The sequence below is a fragment of the Bacillus sp. LUNF1 genome (genome assembly GCF_011008975.1).
In the GTDB taxonomy this organism is placed as follows: domain Bacteria; phylum Bacillota; class Bacilli; order Bacillales; family Bacillaceae; genus Bacillus; species Bacillus velezensis.
Genome location: NZ_CP048876.1, coordinates 3140120 through 3158296, shown reverse-complemented (window position 1 = coordinate 3158296; position 18177 = coordinate 3140120). Strand labels below are relative to the sequence as shown.

The following is an 18177-nucleotide window of genomic DNA, read 5'->3' as shown; positions in this document are numbered from 1 at the left end:
TTCTGCTCATTTTTGCAGAAAGGCTTTTCTTTTGCGGAGAAACCCGGAAGATTTCTTAGAATAGTGTAAGGCGGGTGATTGCTTTGATCCATCTTCAAAATGTTTCAAAAATTTACAAAGCGAAGCATGGGGATGTCAATGCTGTCCAAGATGTCACTCTTGATATCAAAAAGGGCGAAATATTTGGAATTATAGGATATAGCGGAGCTGGTAAAAGTTCCTTAATCCGTCTCCTGAACGGCCTTGAAAAGCCGACGTCGGGAACCGTGGAAGTCGCGGGGACGGAATTAAATAAAGTAAGCAGCCGCGGACTGAGAAAAGCGCGCCAGGAAATCAGCATGATCTTCCAGCATTTTAACCTTCTGTGGTCGCGCACCGTCCGGGAGAACATTATGTTCCCGCTGGAAATCGCCGGCGTGAAAAAAAGCGAACGGGTCCGCCGCGCTGATGAATTGATTAAACTGGTCGGATTAGAGGGGAAAGAAAAGTCTTATCCGTCGCAGCTGAGCGGCGGTCAAAAGCAGCGTGTCGGCATCGCCCGGGCGCTCGCCAATAATCCGAAAGTCCTTCTGTGCGATGAAGCGACATCAGCGCTTGATCCGCAGACGACCGATTCAATTTTGGATCTTTTATCCGATATAAATGACAGACTCGGTCTGACGATCGTGCTCATTACCCATGAAATGCACGTCATCCGAAAAATCTGCAACAGAGTCGCCGTCATGGAAAACGGGAAAGTCGTTGAAGAAGGCGAAGTACTCCAAGTTTTCAGAAACCCGCGCGAACCGATGACCAAGCGTTTCGTTCAGCAGGTGACAGAACCGGAGGAGACGAAAGAAACCATCCAGCATTTTCTGCAGGAAACAGCGACAGGAAAAACGATTCAGCTTTCATTTGTCGGGCAGGCAGCTGAGCAGCCCCTCATTACGGAAATGATCCGAAACTTTGATGTGGACGTCAATATTCTGCAGGGGAAAATTTCACAGACGAAGGACGGAGCCTACGGTTCTTTATTCATTCATATTGACGGTCAGGAAAAAGAAGTAGAAAACGTGATCCGGTTCATCAAAGACAAACAGGTAGAAGCAGAGGTGATCACAAATGTTTGAAAAATGGTTCCCGAACGTTGATATAACCGAGCTGTGGACGGCCACATACGAGACCCTTTATATGACGGTCATTGCTTTAGTTTTTTCATTTATCATCGGAGCGATTCTCGGTCTTCTGCTCTTTTTAACGGGCAAGGGAAGCTTATGGGAAAATAAAATCATTAACACCGTGATTGCGGCGGTCGTTAATATTTTCAGGTCTATTCCGTTTCTTATTTTAATTATTCTGCTTCTCGGTTTTACTAAGTTTTTAGTCAGATCGATTTTAGGGCCGAACGCCGCATTGCCGGCGCTGATTATCGGCTCCGCGCCGTTTTATGCCCGACTTGTTGAAATCGCGCTGCGGGAAGTCAATAAAGGAGTCATCGAAGCTGCCAGATCAATGGGAGCAAAGACACCGACAATTATCTTCAAAGTGCTGATTCCTGAATCAATGCCTGCGTTAATTTCAGGTATCACCGTTACGGCCATCGCCCTGATCGGATCTACCGCCATTGCCGGCGCCATCGGTTCAGGCGGACTCGGAAACCTTGCATATGTAGAAGGCTACCAGTCCAATAATACGGATGTAACGTTTGTAGCGACAGTATTTATACTCATCATCGTCTTTATCATTCAGATTATCGGTGATGTGATTACAAATATAATAGACAAAAGATAAGGGAGGATTTACATTGAAAAAGATTGTATTAAGTGCGCTGCTGCTTGTGTTCGCGGGAGTTTTGGCCGCCTGCGGATCAAACGGCTCAAATAAAAAGGAAATCGTCGTCGCCGCGACAAAAACACCGCATGCTGAAATCTTAAAAGAAGCGGAACCGCTCTTGAAGGAAAAAGGCTACACATTAAAAGTAAAAGTGCTGAACGATTACAAAATGTACAACAAAGCGTTAGCTGATAATGAAGTGGATGCGAACTTCTTCCAGCACGTTCCTTACCTTGAACAGGAAATGAAAGAAAATAAAGATTACAAACTCGTGAATGCCGGAGCCGTTCACCTTGAGCCATTCGGAATTTACACGAAAAAATACAAATCACTGAAAGACCTGCCTAAAGGCGCGACCATCATCATGACTAACAATGTCGCTGAACAAGGCCGTATGCTGGCGATGCTTGAAAAAGCCGGACTGATCACACTTGATCCGAAGGTAAAAACGATTGAAGCCACTACGAAAAACATTACGAAAAACCCGAAAAACCTGACATTCAAAAAAATCGCCCCTGAATTAACGGCGAAAGCATATAATGAAGAAGAAGGCGATGCAGTCTTCATTAACGTCAACTATGCGATTCAAAACAAACTGAATCCGTTAAAAGATGCGATTCAAGTGGAATCAACGAAAAACAACCCGTACGCAAACATCATCGCCGTACGCAAAGGTGACGAAAAATCAGAGAAAATCAAAGCGCTTATGGAAGTGCTTCACTCTAAGAAAATCAAAGACTTTATTGAGAAAAAATACGACGGAGCCGTGCTTCCCGTATCTGAATAAAACGAAAACCCCGGATGAATCATCCGGGGTTTTTTTCGGGTATTAATCGGAGAACTGTCCATAATAAAAAGGAAGGTTAACGATTGGAGGGAATGGCAGTGGCTCAATACCAGGAAAACGGAAAAAGCGTGCATGACGCATTGAAACAATATAAAGAAGGTTTAGGTATATTCGAGCAAAAAATGCCGATGATGGGGCGGAAGTTTAATGAATTTACTGAACAGTGTTTCTCAGCGGATTCATTAACTGAAAAGGAGAAACAATTAATCGCTCTGGGCATCAGCATCAGCGCTCAAGATGAATTTTGCATGATTTATCATACGAAGGGCTGCCTTGACCAAGGGGCGACAGAAGAAAACATCCTTGAGGTCATCGGCGTCGCGGCGGCATTCGGGGGCGGCGCGGCTCTCAGTCAGGGAGTGACCCTCGTACAGCAGTGCATTCAGGAATTCGGACATACGACGCATTAGAAAGAGCAATCGTGTGAATACCGTTTTTCAGATAAAGCGAGCGCCGGATTCCGGCACATTCGAAAGGATTCAGGGGCACACTCTCTTTGGCCGGAGCAACGGATCATTGTTACAATAGAAACAAATAGATGAAGGGATTGATTCATTATCTGCACCAGCCACGAGAGACTGGACCTTGACTATACGCCTGAAATGGAAAAAGCGATGCAGAAGTCACACGGCATCGGCTACGAGGAATACGGACGGCGTCTTTCAAAAAGGATGGAAGTCGAACGGCAGAGGGAGCTTGAATATCAAAAAAGCAAGTTCCTCGCAGCGCAGCTTAATGAGAAAATCGGTCAGTAAAAAAGGGTGGATTTCCGCCCTTTTTCTGTTTCAAACAGCTTTAATTACGCCTTGATCTTTGATAAACTTTAGGAATGTTCCGGGTAATATAAAAAGTTGTATTTACTTTTCATTTGTTATAAAATTAGAATGAGAATAAATTGAGAATAATGATTATATATTTTGGAGGTATAGATATGGCTGCTTCAACATTAACGATCAAGGATCTTCACGTTGAAATCGAAGGAAAAGAGATCTTAAAAGGTGTAAACCTTGAAATAAAAGGCGGCGAATTCCACGCTGTCATGGGGCCGAACGGTACCGGTAAATCCACGCTCTCAGCAGCGATTATGGGACACCCGAAATACGAAGTTACAAAAGGCAGCATCACGCTTGACGGCAAGGATGTACTGGAAATGGAAGTGGACGAGCGCGCTCAGGCGGGTCTTTTCCTTGCGATGCAGTACCCAAGCGAAATCAGCGGTGTGACAAATGCCGATTTCCTTCGCTCTGCGATTAACGCACGCCGTGAAGAAGGCGATGAAATTTCTCTTATGAAATTCATCCGCAAAATGGACGAAAACATGGAGTTCCTTGAAATGGACCCTGAAATGGCGCAGCGTTACCTGAACGAAGGTTTCTCAGGCGGGGAGAAAAAACGCAACGAAATCCTTCAGCTTATGATGATCGAGCCGAAAATCGCCATTCTTGACGAGATCGATTCAGGCCTTGATATCGATGCGCTTAAAGTCGTTTCTAAAGGAATCAACAGAATGCGCAGCGAAAACTTCGGCTGCTTAATGATCACTCACTACCAGCGCCTTCTGAACTACATCACGCCTGATGTCGTTCACGTTATGATGCAGGGACGCGTAGTGAAATCCGGCGGCGCGGAGCTTGCACAGCGCCTTGAAGCGGAAGGTTATGACTGGATTAAACAAGAACTGGGCATTGAAGACGAAACTGTAGGCCAAGAAGCGTAAGCGTTAGGGGGATAATCATGACATTGGAAACGAAACTATCCGTAGATCAGGAATATGTCAAAGGCTTTTCCGAAAAGCATCAAGAACCTGCCTGGCTGAAAAACCTGCGCTTACAGGCTCTTGAAAAAGCTGAAGATCTGCCGCTGCCTAAGCCTGATAAAACAAAAATCACAAATTGGAACTTTACAAAGTTCAACAAGCATACAGTAGAAAATGCGCCGCTTGCTTCTTTAGAAGATTTAGCTGATGAAGCAAAAGCGCTGATCGATATCGAAAACGAAGACAAAACGTTATATGTGCAGCGTGACCAAACGCCCGCTTTCCTTTCTCTTTCTAAAGAACTGAAAGACAAAGGCGTCATCTTTACGGACATCTTAACGGCTGCCCGTGAGCACAGCGACCTCGTTGAGAAGTATTTCATGAAAGACGGCGTTAAGGTCGACGAACATAAACTGACTGCGCTTCATGCAGCATTAATGAACGGCGGGGCATTCCTTTATGTTCCTAAAAACGTTCAGGTGGAGACGCCTGTTCAGGCCGTTTACGTTCATGAAAGCAATGACACGGCATTGTTCAACCACGTGCTGATCGTCGCTGAAGATCACAGCTCCGTCACTTACGTTGAGAACTACATCAGCACGGTGAATCCGAAAGAAGCTGTATTCAACATTATCAGTGAAGTGGTCACAGGTGATAATGCCAGCGTGACGTACGGCGCCGTTGACAACCTGTCAGCAGGCGTCACAACATACGTCAACCGCCGCGGAGCCGCGCGCGGACGCGACAGCAGAATCGAGTGGGCGCTCGGACTGATGAACGACGGCGACACGATTTCTGAAAACACGACAAACCTCTACGGAGACGGCACATACGGCGATACGAAAACCGTAGTTGTCGGAAGAGGAGAACAGACGGAAAACTTTACGACGCAGATCATCCACTTCGGTAAGGCTTCTGAAGGCTATATCCTGAAGCACGGAGTCATGAAAGATGCCGCATCTTCCATCTTTAACGGAATCGGCAAAATCGAGCACGGCGCGTCTAAAGCAAACGCTGAACAGGAATCCCGCGTTTTGATGCTGAGTGAAAAAGCACGCGGAGATGCAAACCCGATTCTTTTAATTGATGAAGACGATGTAACTGCAGGACATGCGGCATCTGTCGGCCGTGTGGACCCGATCCAGCTTTACTACTTAATGAGCCGCGGAATTCCGAAAGAAGAAGCGGAGCGCTTAGTCATTTACGGATTCCTTGCTCCGGTGGTAAAAGAGCTTCCGATTGAAGGAGTTAAGAAACAGCTCGTCTCCGTCATCGAAAGGAAAGTAAAATAATGAATATCACCGATATTCGTGAACAGTTCCCGATCCTTCATCAGCAAGTGAACGGACATGACCTCGTGTACCTTGACAGCGCGGCGACTTCCCAGAAGCCGCGTGCTGTCATTGAAGCAGTGGATCAGTATTACAGCAAATACAATTCCAATGTCCACAGAGGCGTTCATACTCTTGGCACGAGAGCGACAGACGGCTATGAAGGTGCGCGTGAAAAAGTCCGTAAGTTTATCAATGCGAAGTCAATGGCTGAGGTCATTTTCACAAAAGGCACGACAACTTCACTGAATATGGTGGCGCTGAGCTATGCCCGCGCCAGCTTAAAACCCGGTGATGAAGTGGTCATCACCCAAATGGAGCATCATGCGAATATCATTCCGTGGCAGCAGGCAGTAAAAGCAACCGGCGCAACTTTAAAATATATCCCGATGCAGGAAGACGGCACGCTTTCGTTAGACGACGTCCGGCAGACTGTCACAAGCCATACGAAGATCGTGGCAGTCGCTCATGTGTCAAACGTGCTCGGCACGATCAACCCGATTAAAGAGATCGCCAAAATCGCTCATGACAATGGCGCGGTCATCGTGGTGGACGGGGCGCAAAGCACACCGCACATGAAAATCGACGTTCAGGACTTGGATTGCGACTTCTTCGCGCTTTCTTCCCATAAAATGTGCGGCCCGACGGGAATCGGCGTGCTGTACGGCAAGAAAGAACTGCTTGAGAATATGGAGCCGGCCGAATTTGGCGGCGAGATGATCGACTTTGTAGGGCTTTATGAATCAACTTGGAAAGAGCTTCCGTGGAAATTTGAAGCAGGCACGCCGATTATCGCAGGCGCGATCGGATTGGGAGCCGCGATTGATTTTCTTGAAGAGATCGGACTCGACGAGATTTCCCGGCATGAGCATAAGCTTGCGGCCTATGCGCTTGACCGTTTCGAGCAGCTAGACGGCGTGACGGTATACGGTCCGAAAGAGCGGGCGGGACTTGTGACATTTAATCTTGATGAGGTTCACCCTCATGATGTCGCGACTGTCCTCGATGCTGAGGGCATTGCGGTCAGAGCCGGCCATCACTGCGCCCAGCCGCTCATGAAATGGCTGGATGTATCTGCTACTGCGAGAGCGAGTTTTTATCTGTATAATACAGAGGAAGAGATCGATAAGCTCGCGGAAGCCCTCCAAAAGACAAAGGAGTACTTTACAAATGTCTTTTAATGCAAATTTAGATACATTATACAGACAAGTGATCATGGATCATTACAAAAATCCGCGCAACAAAGGGGTTTTGGATGACAGCATCGTCGTCGATATGAACAACCCGACTTGCGGCGACCGGATCAGACTGACAATGAAGCTTGACGGCAATACCGTTCAGGAAGCGAAGTTTGAAGGGGAAGGCTGTTCTATCTCCATGGCTTCAGCTTCCATGATGACGCAGGCGATTAAAGGAAAAGATATTGATACCGCCCTTTCCATGTCTAAGATTTTCTCAGACATGATGCAAGGGAAAGAGTATGACGACTCAATAGATCTCGGGGATATTGAAGCTCTTCAAGGCGTTTCGAAATTCCCGGCCCGGATTAAATGTGCCACCCTTTCATGGAAAGCACTTGAAAAAGGAGTCGCTGGCGAAAAAGGCGGCAATTAAAAGATTGGAGTGAAAATGGATGGCTAAAAAAATGCCTGAAATTGGTGAATACAAGTACGGTTTTCACGATAAGGACGTTTCCATTTTCCGTTCAGAGCGCGGATTGACAAAAGAAATCGTAGAAGAAATTTCACGCATGAAAGAAGAGCCTCAATGGATGCTTGATTTCCGCCTGAAATCTCTTGAGCATTTCTACAACATGCCGATGCCGCAGTGGGGCGGGGATTTAAACTCTTTAAACTTTGACGAAATTACGTATTACGTAAAGCCGTCTGAGCGTTCAGAGCGTTCTTGGGATGAAGTGCCTGAGGAAATTAAACAGACATTCGACAAACTGGGTATTCCTGAAGCTGAGCAAAAATACCTTGCCGGTGTTTCTGCACAGTACGAATCCGAAGTTGTTTACCACAATATGAAAGAAGATCTTGAAGAGCAAGGCATCGTCTTCAAAGACACAGACAGCGCGCTGAAAGAAAATGAAGACATTTTCCGCGAGCACTGGGCGAAAGTCATTCCGCCGACTGATAACAAGTTTGCGGCGCTTAACTCAGCTGTTTGGTCCGGCGGATCTTTCATCTACGTGCCTAAAGGCGTGAAGGTTGAAACACCGCTTCAAGCTTACTTCCGCATCAACTCCGAAAACATGGGTCAGTTCGAACGTACGCTGATCATCGTTGACGAAGAAGCAAGCGTTCATTACGTAGAGGGCTGTACGGCTCCTGTGTACACAACAAACTCGCTTCACAGCGCAGTTGTTGAAATCATTGTCAAAAAAGGCGGCTACTGCCGTTATACAACAATTCAAAACTGGGCGAACAACGTTTACAACTTAGTAACGAAACGTACGGTTTGTGAAGAAAACGCGACGATGGAATGGGTTGACGGAAACATCGGTTCTAAATTGACGATGAAATATCCGGCTGTCATTCTGAAAGGTGAAGGCGCGCGCGGCATGACGCTCTCTATCGCTCTTGCGGGCAAAGGGCAGCATCAGGACGCAGGTGCGAAAATGATTCACCTTGCACCGAATACGTCATCCACAATCGTATCAAAATCGATTTCTAAACAAGGCGGAAAAGTAACATACCGCGGTATCGTCCACTTCGGACGGAAAGCGGACGGCGCCCGTTCAAACATCGAGTGTGATACGCTCATTATGGATAACAAATCAACTTCTGATACAATTCCTTACAATGAAATCCTGAACGACAACATTTCATTGGAGCACGAAGCAAAAGTATCAAAAGTTTCTGAAGAACAGCTTTTCTACCTGATGAGCCGCGGTATTTCTGAAGAAGAAGCAACAGAAATGATCGTTATGGGCTTCATCGAGCCATTCACAAAAGAACTTCCGATGGAATACGCAGTTGAAATGAACCGTTTGATTAAGTTCGAAATGGAAGGTTCTATCGGTTAATAGTAAAACCCCGCCATATGGCGGGGTTTTTTTGTTTATTGAATAGTGAAATTACCGTATTCGCTTGACCGGACATGAATCGGCCCGTTTAAATTGTAGTTCTTCTCTTTGACAATATCGCGGAAAACGTCGACACGGGCAACCGATTCTCTCCATTCATCCTGAGTGTCCTCATCTGACGGATTCATCAGATCGTCATAGCGCACATCCAAGAATTTATTGAGCCATTTCTTCTCATCAATTCCATCTTTCGGTGACCCGCCCATTTTTTTGTTCGTGCGTTTAATCAGGGCATAAAAGGAGTCTGGATCATCGCCGTCGCCATGCTGAATCACCGTATCGTACATCACCGCTTTTGCCAAGGCCGTTTTCAGTCCGGCATTTTCTGAACGTTTCATCGCCGGCTGATAATACAAGCTGTCATTTACCTTATCTTGGGCAGCGCGGAAGGCTTTATCATTGCCAAGTGAGCGCCAAGCAGAAGCGAATCCTTTCAGATTGCTGATGTCATCGCTTTCGTCCTTCGCAAGACGACGCAATTCAGGCAAATACTTTTTCAATTTGTTATTCGGCACCGCTTTCGTGTATACTTCGACTACTTCCAGCGCATCTCCGGTAGCCGTCGTAAAGCCGGCCCGCCCGCAAGTGTAACCTCTTCCGTCATCCAACGCTTCAACATATCCGTATTGGATTTCCGTCTTTCCGTTTTCAAAGATGCTGGTCAGCTGTTCCGCCCGGCGCTTCTGATCCGTATTCAGCCCGGCCGCAAAAACCGTACCGCTCATCATCAGGGTAAAAAACATGGTGAAAATAAGTGACGAAACCGCCGTCTTCTTCCAAAAACCTGCTTTTTTCTTCAAGCTGATTTTCATTGCCATACCCCTTTCATATGTGAGTTACGCACTCAGTATACATGAGGGGGTTGTTTTTTTTAAACACACGAATTTGTCAATATTTTGAATCCTAAGCCCTATCCGGCGCTTCATAAAAAGAACGCACCTTCATCAGACAGACAATCCGGTTCTCGCGTCATTCTCATCTGTAACATAGTCAACGCGGTGAAACCCGCATTGTACAGCCTGCTGATAAAGGGCTTCGAGCATATCCGGATCTTTGCAATATAACGTTACATACGAGCAATCTGCAATGAGAAGCACAAGCTCACAGGAACTCTCCAAATATTCATCATATGTATTGATTTCCGTTACCATCCCGCCCGAGAAAGCTTTCAATTCAGCAAAAATCATATAATAAGGGTCTCCTTCCAGACGCTGACGGAGTTCTTGACCCTGAATGATGCGCTGATTTTGCGGAAATAGGTCTGTATCGGTGTCTTCTTTGAATTCAGTATACGCCTCTCCATCACCGATAAACCACGCATAGGAAGAGATGGGGAACGGTTGTAATATATCTGCCGCAAACCGTCCGAATTCATTTGGAATGTCAAAAGTAATGCCGCGTTTCATAATAAAATGAGGAAATCGAATAATTAATAACTGACTATTTTGAAATTAAATCCATAGGAACTTTATTTTATTACTGTAAAATTGCTATAATAATAGCTAATATATTTCTAAATTGGAGGACTATTGTTATGAAGGGGAAAAAGATTATTATTTGTTTATTGGTCATCTGTATTATTTTCATAATCAGTTTGTTTTTTATTAAGAATAATGAAACTCCTGATTCAGCGAAAAAATTTAATACTGAACATGAAGCTTTACAGTATGCTAAACAAGAATCACCTTATATCACTGATTTTATATATGAAACAAAGGAAATTGACAATGAAAAAGTTGTGATATACAAATTTGAAGAAAATAAACAAATGGGTATAGGAACAGGAACATTGGCATGGAAAGATAAAAAAGTTATATGGGTAAAGAATGGAAATGGTGTAGCGCTTAAAAATCAGAATAATAAGACGGATATTTCATTTGATGTAAAGTCGTATTCAGGTAAAAAATATAAGTTATATGCTGGATTTAACAAAACGAAAAATCTGAAAATTGAAACTCAGACAGATAACAATTTAACCCCTCATGTGGATAAGAAATCCGGAATATATTATTTGTTAATTCCTAGTATAAATTAATCACACTCGGTTTACAAAAATATGCTCCTCTGGTAATATTTTAATGTGCCATAAAAATAAGGAGGGTGTATATGAAAAAGAAAGTTACGCTTTTGATTGCAGTTTTCGTGGTATTTTTGATGATTTTTGGAAATCCCTCGAAAGGATTCGCTGTCGAGCAATATACTATTAATCTATCTGATTCAAATGTAGAAAAATTTTATGATGAGGAACAAGGTGCAGTAATCGCACCATTCAAAGCGTCAGAACATGGGCTTGTACCTGTTTCAAAAGATGAATATGAAAAAACGACTGAAATAAAAGAAAACGAAGATTTAGAGAATGAGTTTTTTGTTTCTGAGGAAAGCAATGACGAATTAGAATTTAAGCCCTATGCTGACGTTGATCTTAGATATTGGAGATATAAAGAAAAATCAGCCACTAAATATTATGGAGACCCTATAAAAGTTTCAGCAACAATTAAGTGTACTACATCATCGTGCAGAGTCGATAAACAGACGCAAGCTACTGTATCTAAGTCTTACAGTGTTAATGCTTCATCAGAAATTCAAGCTATAAACTATGGAGCTAGTTTTAATTTTACGTCAGCAAAATCTTATTCTACTACATATTCCTTTACGCTCAAAAAAGGCCAATCTGGATATATAGCCTTTAAACCATACAAAAGAAAGTCTACAGGTACCCTAACGCAGTATTCTACAATGCATGGTAAAATCAGCAGTAAATCAGCCTATGGAAGATCAGCGATTAAGATGAAAACTGGAGAAGCTGATGGATACTATACTTTTGTTTTTACTAAAAAATAGTATGATAGATCAGTTTATATAGTGGAAGGATAATAGTGATAATGCCTTTATCCTCCAATCTTTTTTTAAAAAAAAAGGACGGGGTTGATACTTAGCCGCGTTCTTTGATGTTCTCTTTTGTTCTTGATCTGTATATACGTTGACTATGACTTTTGAATTGATACTAAACGAAGAGATTGGTCAGCCTTCCACTTTTTCATATGGGGACAAAAGGTCGAAGCAAAGTGCTCCATTTGTTAAAATAAATAAGACAAAACAGATAGAAAAGGTGTTATACATGAAGTCTTATTTGATTATCGGGGCCGGCATTCTCGGTGCGTCCGCGGCTTATCATCTCGCAAAGGCCGGGGCGGATGTAACGGTCATTGACCGGAAGCACCCGGGGCAGGCGACTGACGCCGCGGCGGGGATCGTCTGCCCGTGGCTGTCACAGCGCCGCAATCAGGCATGGTATGCGATCGCAAAAGGCGGAGCCCGTTATTATGAACGATTGATACAGCAGCTTGAAGCTGACGGAGAAACAGAAACCGGTTATCAAAAGGTCGGTGCTGTCAGCCTCCATACGGATGAAAAAAAGCTCAGCCAAATGGAGGAAAGAGCTTATAAAAGAAGAGAGGACGCCCCTGAAATCGGTGACATTACAAGACTGACTCCGGAAGAAACGAAGGCGCTGTTTCCCGCGCTGTCGGAGGAATACGGAGCGGTTCATGTCAGCGGCGCGGCCCGGGTGAACGGGAGAGCGCTTCGTAAGGCGCTGTTAAATGCGGCCGTTAAGCACGGAGCGGCTGTTTACAATGAAGAAGCGTCAATATTGACAGAGGACGGTGCCGTCATCGGTGTGAAAACTGCAGAACGCACGCTTACTGCCGACCAGGTTCTCGTAACGGCCGGCGCTTGGGCGAGAGAGCTGCTTGAGCCGCTCGGCATCCGTTTTTCAGTATCATACCAAAAGGCGCAGATCGTTCATTTAGAGCTTCAGGGAGAGGAGACGGGCGGCTGGCCCGTCGTCATGCCCCCAAACGATCAATACATTCTCGCCTTTGACAGCGGCAGAATCATAGCGGGCGCGACTCATGAAAACGATACCGGCATGGATTTGCGGGTGACGGCCGGCGGTCTCCGCGAGATTTTTGACAAAGCATTAACCGTGGCGCCGGGGCTTTCAGACAGTACTATGATAGAGACAAGAGTCGGGTTCAGGCCGTTTACTCCCGGTTTTCTTCCCGTCATCGGCAAAGTGCCGAATATCAGCGGACTCCTCGTTGCCAACGGGCTGGGCGCCTCAGGACTGACGAGCGGGCCGTATCTGGGGGCTGAACTGGCGAAACTCGCGCTCGGGCAGCAGACGGAAATTGATTTGAGCCTTTATGATCCGGCCGGGGCGCTTGAATAAAAAATAGCTTTTGGCGCATTCTTATGATAGGATGGAGCTTTAATGAATAAGAGGACGTGACCCATTTGATAAAAATAAACCTTCCTGCTCCTGATGTAACCATTACGGAACGGCAGCAGTCACCGTCGGAGAATGAACCGGCGATTAAAGCGATTTACGGTTTCATTGATTTTCACCAAATTCCGAGAGACAAAGGCGGCATCTTTATGTTTTATAACATTCATGATGAGCTGCTGTTTGTCGGGAAAGCCCGTAAATTAAGACAAAGAATCAAAAAGCATTTTGAAGACAATGTGTCGCCTGTTAAACATCACAGGGACGAAGTGTATAAAATTGAAGTATGTGTCGTAAATGATCCGATGGAAAGGGAGATTTACGAAACGTACGCGATCAATACCCTTCAGTCGAAATACAACATTGAGAAAGTATTTTATAAATAAGAAAAACCGGAGCTTAAGGGCTCCGGTTTTCTTTATGTTTACAGTGCCAGCCACATCACGGCAATATGCACGATCAGCAGACAGTAAACGACGAGGAATAGCTGGACGACCTTTTTTCTGAATAACATGCAGATCATCATGAGCACGGGAAAAATCAGGACGCCGGCTGTTTTATTGATTGATGTATTCGGACGGTTCGACACGTCATAGTGAATGGCCATATCAGCAGGAAGAAACGGATAAAACACAATCGAAAGAATAAAGGCGAGAACCACAGCTCCCCACAGCACTTTATCATTCATCAAAAACATATGAACACTCCCCTTTTTTACATATAATAGTATATTAGTCTGAAAAATCTAATTAATCAATATTTTACTTGTTGAATGGTGTATAATCATGTCAATGAAATTTCCATACGCTAGGAGGGTTTCAATTGACTGACAAGAAGCAAACCAGCATGTTTTCATTCTTTCTTTTTATCATGGCCGCCTGGATCATCGTTTTGCTTTTTACCATCATCGCGGCATTGCCAAGCTCCGCCATCCAATTAACCAAGCATCAATCCAAAACCGTTTCCATGATTTATCCGCAAAGCTGGGGATTTTTCAGTAAAGATCCCAGAGAAGACAGCTTGAACATCTATCTTCTTGATGCCGATGAGGAGCTCAGATGGCCGAATAATTCTCTGAAAAATGTCATCGGCTTAAACCGCTACGGCCGGACGCAAGGGATAGAGCTCGGCCTTATGCTGGAAAAGCTGCCTTCCAAAGAGAAGTGGAACGACTTCACGACTGGCCAAGACATTAAGGATACCACATTTTTGAAAATGAAAAATGAGTCTCCCTCCCCAAGGCTGAAAGGGAAAATGATCATTACATATGAACGCATTACCCCATGGGCATGGAGCCAGCATACCGAAACGAAAAGAACCATCAAAAAATACATCGGAGTGGATGTCAATTGATTCAGGATGCAAAAAAGGAGCTCACCTTATGGATGATGAAGAATCCGCCTTGGACAAATGTGTACGGGCTTGCCAGAAGCTTAATCGCGCTCGGCACGCTGCTGACATTGCTGTTCAATCCGGCGTCTGTCTTCTTCAAAACGCAAAATCAAATGCTCAGCTTTTCCGACACGTTCAGCCTGTTTCTGCTGTTTCCCGATTTCCGTTACATTGAGATCGTCAAAGCCGTTTGTATCTGTATGTTAATCCTTGTTGTCATTGGCTGGCGGCCCCGCCTCACCGGTTTTTTTCACTGGTGGATTTCGTACAGCTTCCAAAACTCCGCCGTTACTCTTGACGGGGGAGATCAAGTGGCTGCCGTTTTTACGCTGCTGCTGCTTCCGCTGACATTAACCGATCCGCGGAAATGGCACTGGTCTCCGTACGAGACGTCTTTTGAGAAAAGACCGCTTGAGCCTTATTACCGCTCCTTATGCTGGGCGACACTGACAATCATCAGAATACAGGTCGCGATGCTGTACTTTAACTCTGTCATTGCCAAACTGATGGAAGAAGAGTGGCAGAACGGAACCGCCGTTTATTACTATTTGAACGATCCGATGCTGGGTCTGCCGGATGCGCTTCACGGTCTGTTTGACTTTATCCTGCAGTCCAAGCTTGTCATCATCCCGACGTGGGGCACGCTCATTGTGCAAACCATTATGTTCTGCGCTTTGTTCGCTCCGAAAACATATTGGCGTTTGATATTGTTTATCTCCATTTTTATGCACGAAATCTTTGCCGTTATGCTGGGGCTTACCTCGTTTTCCATTACGGTGGCTGGTATTTTGGTCCTGTTTTTGGTGCCGGCAGAGAAAACAGTAGCTTTGAACCATTACAATCCCCTTTTTATCAGATACAATTTTCTCAATAAAAGGAAAAGGAGGAAATTATATGGTTAAAAGCAAGAAGTCCGCAGCTGCCATGATGCTGGTGTTTGTTTTAATGGTCGCATTAGTCGGCCCGCATGCCGCGGCGAAAACTGAGCCGTCGGTCTCTTATTCGGGTGAAGACATTTTTTCCGGCATCTTTTTCGGACAAGGTGAGGTCGCAAAGCTCCTTCCTGAAGTGTGGGATACCAAGGCTGTTAAAAAGATTGATCAGGATGAATTAAAGCAAGTTTCCGATCAGGTGATCGCTGATATTAAAAAGTCATCGCCGGATTATTTTAAAGAGTTAAAAGCGGCGGTCTACAGCGGCGATTATGAAAAAGTGAACAGCGTCATTGATCAAGGTTCGCAGATTATGGCGAAAGTGCTGAAAGAAGAGTTTGACAAAAAGAGCATGGACAAAGGAAAATCAACGGCCATCGGCCAATGCGCAACGGCTGTCTGGGTATTTTTAAACGCGGCGGCCGCCATTGAGACGATCGCTCTTGCGGTAGCGGCCATCATTTTGACAGTAGCAAGCGTTGACGAAGATTCCGACTTAGGAAAAGAGCAGCTCATCGCTAATGTCGTTGACCGCATTAACGCGCAGCACTGAGGCTGAAGAAAGAACACGCTAAGGAGACGAACCTTAGCGTTTTTTTGATTGAAGCATCTGTTTTAAATATGCTTCTGAATCAAAGCCGAGTTCCTCGTCGGCTTCTTTTTTCAGTTCAAGCTGAAGTCGCACGTACGTGTCATATTTCGGGCTGAGCTTTTGAAGAAGATTGCTGAAAGGCGATCCCGCCTTCAGCGCGGGCAGATCAGAAGCTGATTCTCCGACCTTGATCAGGCTTTCTCTGTATTCTTCATCTGTCTGCACTCTTTTCACAAGCTGAATGATGATGTTTTTATGAGTGTCCCAAGTGGCGGGGTCTCTCTCCAAAATCCGCTCGATAAATTGATCATGCTGGACTTTGTGCTGCTGGAGCTGAGCCGGATCTTCCTTGCCGACCAGCTGCATCATCGGGTGTGCAGCCGGAACTTCTTCCATATCATCCAATACTTTGATAAGCTCCGCCCATATCGTTTTTTTCTCATCTGTATCAATAGAAAAGTCGAGGAACGGTTCAAACAGCGCGGCGATAAATTCTCCAAAATCTCCCGGGAACAGTTTTTTCAGCTGAAGTCCCATATATTTCGGTTCATCTATTTTAACCTCGCCGATATCATGCAGAATGGAATCGACATTTTCCGCATCTTCCACGCGCTTGATCAGCATTTCAGTCAGTTTCCGTTCCTGTTCAAGCTCTTCAATCTGCCGGCTGAGCTTTTGATGCTGCTGGCGCAGTATATCATGCAGACTGCTGCCCTCTAAGAGGAACGCTTTAATATCGCTTACAGACAGTGCCAGCATTCGGAGGGCGGCAATCATTTTCAGCGTATTCACGTTCTGAGCGGAATACTCACGGTATCCGTTATCAGGGTTTTTGCTGACGGTGATTAAACCTTCCTGCTCATAATATTTGATGGCTTTTTTCGTGAGACCCGTCTGCCTGGCGGCTTCTTTTATATTCATTCTGAATCACTCCCTGCTTTTCATTCTAAACGTGTCTCTAAGGGTCAGGTCAAGAGAGGGCGGGAAATAAGACGTGTCTATTTTATATTTTAGAAATTTCAGAAAATATTATTGACAACACGCCTTTGTTGCGATTAATATAACGTTATATAATGTTATATAACATTATATAATAAAATACTGAGGAGTGAAGGATTTGAGTCAAACTGCCGCACAAGTGAATCACAAGGTTCAGGCTTTCTTGGATGATCTGAAAGGAAAAACGATTGATCACGTCTTTTTCGTCGCCTGCGGAGGTTCTTCAGCCATTATGTATCCGAGCAAGTACGTGTTTGACAGAGAGGCGAAAGCCATCAGCTCTGATCTCTACAGTTCAAATGAATTTATTCAGCGCAATCCGGTTCAGCTCGGAGAGAACTCTCTCGTGATTTTATGTTCTCAGTCAGGCAATACGCCGGAAACGGTGAAAGCCGCCGGTTTCGCCAGAAAAAAAGGCGCGCTTACAATTGCGATGACCTTTGAGCCTGATTCGCCGTTAGCGAAAGAAGCCGAATATGTCGCGGTTTATGACTGGGGTGAGAACGCACAGGCGATAAATACGAATTACGGAGTTCTGTATCAAATCGTGTTCGGCGCTTTACACGTGCTGGAAAACCATCCCGCGTTTGAGCAGGCCATCGACGGACTCAATAAGCTCCAGACCGTATATGACAAAGCGCTTAAACAAGAAGCGGATCACGCAAAGGCATTCGCGAAAACCCACGAAAAAGAAGATATCATTTACACGATGGCAAGCGGTGCGAACTACGGCGTCGCTTACTCCTACAGCATCTGCATTCTCATGGAAATGCAATGGATTCATTCCCACGCCATTCATGCCGGAGAATATTTTCACGGACCGTTCGAAATCATTGATGAATCCGTTCCATTTATTATCCTGCTCGGCTTAGACGAAACAAGACCCCTTGAAGAGCGGGCGCTTTCCTTCTCAAAAAGATACGGCAAAAAACTGACTGTGCTTGATGCGGCAGCATATGATTTTTCCGGAATTGACGATTCTGTAAAAGGCTACCTGGCTCCTCTCGTATTAAACCGGGTGCTCAGAAGCTATGCGGATGCGCTGGCGGAAGCAAGGAACCATCCGTTAAGCAAGCGGCGTTACATGTGGAAAGTCGAATATTAAGAACGCGCATTATATTTCATCGGACTATAATG

21 protein-coding genes and 1 pseudogene are annotated in these 18177 nt (G+C 45.1%); 18 read left to right on the top strand and 4 right to left on the bottom strand.

The genetic code is table 11. The annotated features are described in order from the left end of the window. Positions 1 to 83: 83 nt before the first annotated feature. From metN to sufB, 10 genes are all read left to right on the top strand, one after another. Entirely contained in the window at positions 84 to 1109 is a 1026-nt protein-coding gene (gene metN / locus G4O42_RS15615) for a methionine ABC transporter ATP-binding protein MetN (RefSeq protein WP_003151850.1), read from the top strand. After that, on the top strand, positions 1102 to 1770 hold the full coding sequence (locus tag G4O42_RS15610) for a methionine ABC transporter permease (protein ID WP_032876638.1): 669 nt from the start codon (positions 1102 to 1104) through the stop codon (positions 1768 to 1770). Before metN ends, G4O42_RS15610 begins: the two co-directional genes overlap by 8 nt. A 13-nt stretch (positions 1771 to 1783) precedes the next feature. Further along, on the top strand, positions 1784 to 2599 hold the full coding sequence (gene metQ, locus G4O42_RS15605; RefSeq protein ID WP_032876641.1) for a methionine ABC transporter substrate-binding lipoprotein MetQ: 816 nt from the start codon (positions 1784 to 1786) through the stop codon (positions 2597 to 2599). A gap of 92 nt (positions 2600 to 2691) precedes the next feature. Next, a complete protein-coding gene (locus G4O42_RS15600) occupies positions 2692 to 3069 on the top strand; it encodes a carboxymuconolactone decarboxylase family protein (protein WP_007613607.1) in 378 nt (125 codons plus the stop codon). A 192-nt stretch (positions 3070 to 3261) separates the two neighbouring features. After that, positions 3262 to 3414 (top strand): YuzK family famiily protein, encoded by a 153-nt coding sequence (locus G4O42_RS15595; RefSeq protein ID WP_003151857.1) that lies wholly within the window; start codon positions 3262 to 3264, stop codon positions 3412 to 3414. Between the two features lie 176 nt (positions 3415 to 3590). Beyond that, the gene (sufC, locus tag G4O42_RS15590; protein ID WP_003327022.1) at positions 3591 to 4376 is read left to right on the top strand and encodes a Fe-S cluster assembly ATPase SufC; all 786 of its coding nucleotides are present in this window, start codon (positions 3591 to 3593) and stop codon (positions 4374 to 4376) included. Between the two features lie 17 nt (positions 4377 to 4393). Next, complete coding sequence (gene sufD / locus G4O42_RS15585) at positions 4394 to 5707, top strand: Fe-S cluster assembly protein SufD (RefSeq protein WP_007613603.1); 1314 nt, start codon at positions 4394 to 4396, stop codon at positions 5705 to 5707. Continuing rightward, positions 5707 to 6927 carry a cysteine desulfurase SufS gene (gene sufS / locus G4O42_RS15580; RefSeq protein ID WP_007410089.1) on the top strand — a complete coding sequence of 407 codons (1221 nt, stop codon included), beginning with the start codon at positions 5707 to 5709 and terminating at the stop codon, positions 6925 to 6927. Before sufD ends, sufS begins: the two co-directional genes overlap by 1 nt. Continuing rightward, positions 6917 to 7360, top strand: a complete 444-nt coding sequence (gene sufU / locus G4O42_RS15575) for a Fe-S cluster assembly sulfur transfer protein SufU (RefSeq protein WP_032876645.1) — start codon at positions 6917 to 6919, stop codon at positions 7358 to 7360. Before sufS ends, sufU begins: the two co-directional genes overlap by 11 nt. 19 nt (positions 7361 to 7379) lie before the next feature. Beyond that, positions 7380 to 8777, top strand: coding sequence for a Fe-S cluster assembly protein SufB (gene sufB / locus G4O42_RS15570; protein ID WP_007410090.1), 1398 nt, complete (start codon positions 7380 to 7382; stop codon positions 8775 to 8777). A 35-nt stretch (positions 8778 to 8812) separates the two neighbouring features. Here sufB and csn read toward each other — a convergent pair whose 3' ends face one another. Together csn and G4O42_RS15560 are read right to left on the bottom strand one after the other, a co-directional pair. Continuing rightward, positions 8813 to 9649 (bottom strand): chitosanase, encoded by an 837-nt coding sequence (gene csn / locus G4O42_RS15565; RefSeq protein WP_032876648.1) that lies wholly within the window; start codon positions 9647 to 9649, stop codon positions 8813 to 8815. A 132-nt stretch (positions 9650 to 9781) separates the two neighbouring features. Beyond that, positions 9782 to 10243 carry a DUF2691 family protein gene (locus G4O42_RS15560; protein ID WP_032876651.1) on the bottom strand — a complete coding sequence of 154 codons (462 nt, stop codon included), beginning with the start codon at positions 10241 to 10243 and terminating at the stop codon, positions 9782 to 9784. Between the two features lie 128 nt (positions 10244 to 10371). Here G4O42_RS15560 and G4O42_RS15555 point away from each other — a divergent pair, with 128 nt between their 5' ends. From G4O42_RS15555 to G4O42_RS15540, 4 genes are all read left to right on the top strand, one after another. Continuing rightward, positions 10372 to 10872: a hypothetical protein gene (locus G4O42_RS15555; protein WP_032876657.1), complete on the top strand. Its 501-nt coding sequence runs from the start codon at positions 10372 to 10374 to the stop codon at positions 10870 to 10872. 71 nt (positions 10873 to 10943) lie between these two features. Further along, positions 10944 to 11678: a DUF6060 domain-containing protein gene (locus G4O42_RS15550; protein ID WP_032876661.1), complete on the top strand. Its 735-nt coding sequence runs from the start codon at positions 10944 to 10946 to the stop codon at positions 11676 to 11678. Between the two features lie 277 nt (positions 11679 to 11955). Continuing rightward, positions 11956 to 13071, top strand: coding sequence for an NAD(P)/FAD-dependent oxidoreductase (locus tag G4O42_RS15545; protein ID WP_032876664.1), 1116 nt, complete (start codon positions 11956 to 11958; stop codon positions 13069 to 13071). A gap of 65 nt (positions 13072 to 13136) precedes the next feature. Continuing rightward, positions 13137 to 13511 carry a nucleotide excision repair endonuclease gene (locus tag G4O42_RS15540; RefSeq protein ID WP_007410094.1) on the top strand — a complete coding sequence of 125 codons (375 nt, stop codon included), beginning with the start codon at positions 13137 to 13139 and terminating at the stop codon, positions 13509 to 13511. A gap of 38 nt (positions 13512 to 13549) precedes the next feature. Here the strand turns inward: G4O42_RS15540 and G4O42_RS15535 are convergent, their stop codons facing one another. Further along, complete coding sequence (locus G4O42_RS15535) at positions 13550 to 13822, bottom strand: DUF1648 domain-containing protein (RefSeq protein WP_007410095.1); 273 nt, start codon at positions 13820 to 13822, stop codon at positions 13550 to 13552. Positions 13823 to 13947: 125 nt separating this feature from the next. Here G4O42_RS15535 and G4O42_RS15530 point away from each other — a divergent pair, with 125 nt between their 5' ends. The 3 genes and pseudogenes from G4O42_RS15530 (at position 13948) to G4O42_RS15520 (ending at position 16002) form a co-directional block, all read left to right on the top strand. After that, on the top strand, positions 13948 to 14478 hold the full coding sequence (locus G4O42_RS15530; protein WP_032876667.1) for an SdpA family antimicrobial peptide system protein: 531 nt from the start codon (positions 13948 to 13950) through the stop codon (positions 14476 to 14478). A 32-nt stretch (positions 14479 to 14510) separates the two neighbouring features. Next, positions 14511 to 15327 (top strand): annotated as a pseudogene (locus G4O42_RS15525) (sporulation-delaying protein SdpB family protein); the annotation flags it as partial. An 84-nt stretch (positions 15328 to 15411) separates the two neighbouring features. Next, positions 15412 to 16002 (top strand): sporulation delaying protein family toxin, encoded by a 591-nt coding sequence (locus G4O42_RS15520; RefSeq protein WP_007410098.1) that lies wholly within the window; start codon positions 15412 to 15414, stop codon positions 16000 to 16002. Positions 16003 to 16035: 33 nt separating this feature from the next. Here G4O42_RS15520 and G4O42_RS15515 read toward each other — a convergent pair whose 3' ends face one another. Continuing rightward, positions 16036 to 16962 (bottom strand): MerR family transcriptional regulator, encoded by a 927-nt coding sequence (locus tag G4O42_RS15515; RefSeq protein ID WP_032876674.1) that lies wholly within the window; start codon positions 16960 to 16962, stop codon positions 16036 to 16038. A gap of 196 nt (positions 16963 to 17158) precedes the next feature. Between G4O42_RS15515 and G4O42_RS15510 the strand changes: the two genes are divergently transcribed. After that, positions 17159 to 18145 carry an SIS domain-containing protein gene (locus G4O42_RS15510; RefSeq protein WP_032876677.1) on the top strand — a complete coding sequence of 329 codons (987 nt, stop codon included), beginning with the start codon at positions 17159 to 17161 and terminating at the stop codon, positions 18143 to 18145. Positions 18146 to 18177: the final 32 nt, after the last annotated feature.